Source organism: Reichenbachiella sp. 5M10 (assembly GCF_002742335.1).
In the GTDB taxonomy this organism is placed as follows: domain Bacteria; phylum Bacteroidota; class Bacteroidia; order Cytophagales; family Cyclobacteriaceae; genus Reichenbachiella.
On record NZ_MDGR01000002.1, the window covers coordinates 1 to 555 of the forward strand.

1 protein-coding gene is annotated in these 555 nt (G+C 44.0%); it reads right to left on the reverse strand.

The genetic code is table 11. The annotated features are described in order from the left end of the window. On the reverse strand, positions 1-555 hold a 555-nt coding region (locus BFP72_RS19050; RefSeq protein ID WP_158233202.1), incomplete at both ends, for a hypothetical protein.

Below are 555 nucleotides of genomic sequence, written 5' to 3' on the forward strand. Positions count from 1 at the left end.
CAATACCAGAAAGTGTAGCGGAGTTTGTTCCTACTTCATTTCCAGCAGCAACTGCTGTGTGATACCATTGGAAGTCAAATCCAGTAGCGACTCCACCGTTTACGACAGCTTGTAGTTCACCGTTTGGTGTTCCACCACAAGAAGAGTCATCTTCAATAATGTTTATTGAAACGGTCGGAGCTACGGAATTGTCGTCAATGGTAAAGTTGATTTTATCAGAGACACAGCTCGTAGAGTTGTTAGAGATCAATACGTAGTAGTCACCTGCATCATACCCAGAGATGGATGCAGTAGCTTCACCTGTAAGTTGTACATCCGCATCGGTATACCATTCAAAACTATATCCAGAAGTGAATGTGACCGAGGCAGCATCGACGAATACATCAGTAATGGTGACACTACCTGTACGTGGGTTACAGTCCGTGATTGCGATGTTGTCAAGCGTAGCAGTGATCACTTGTTGTTCGTTCGTTAATACTCTAGTAGCAGTAGTCTCACATCCGAGGTTGTCATCTCCTCCGTCATTGTCTGTAACAACCACGAAATAAGTATTGG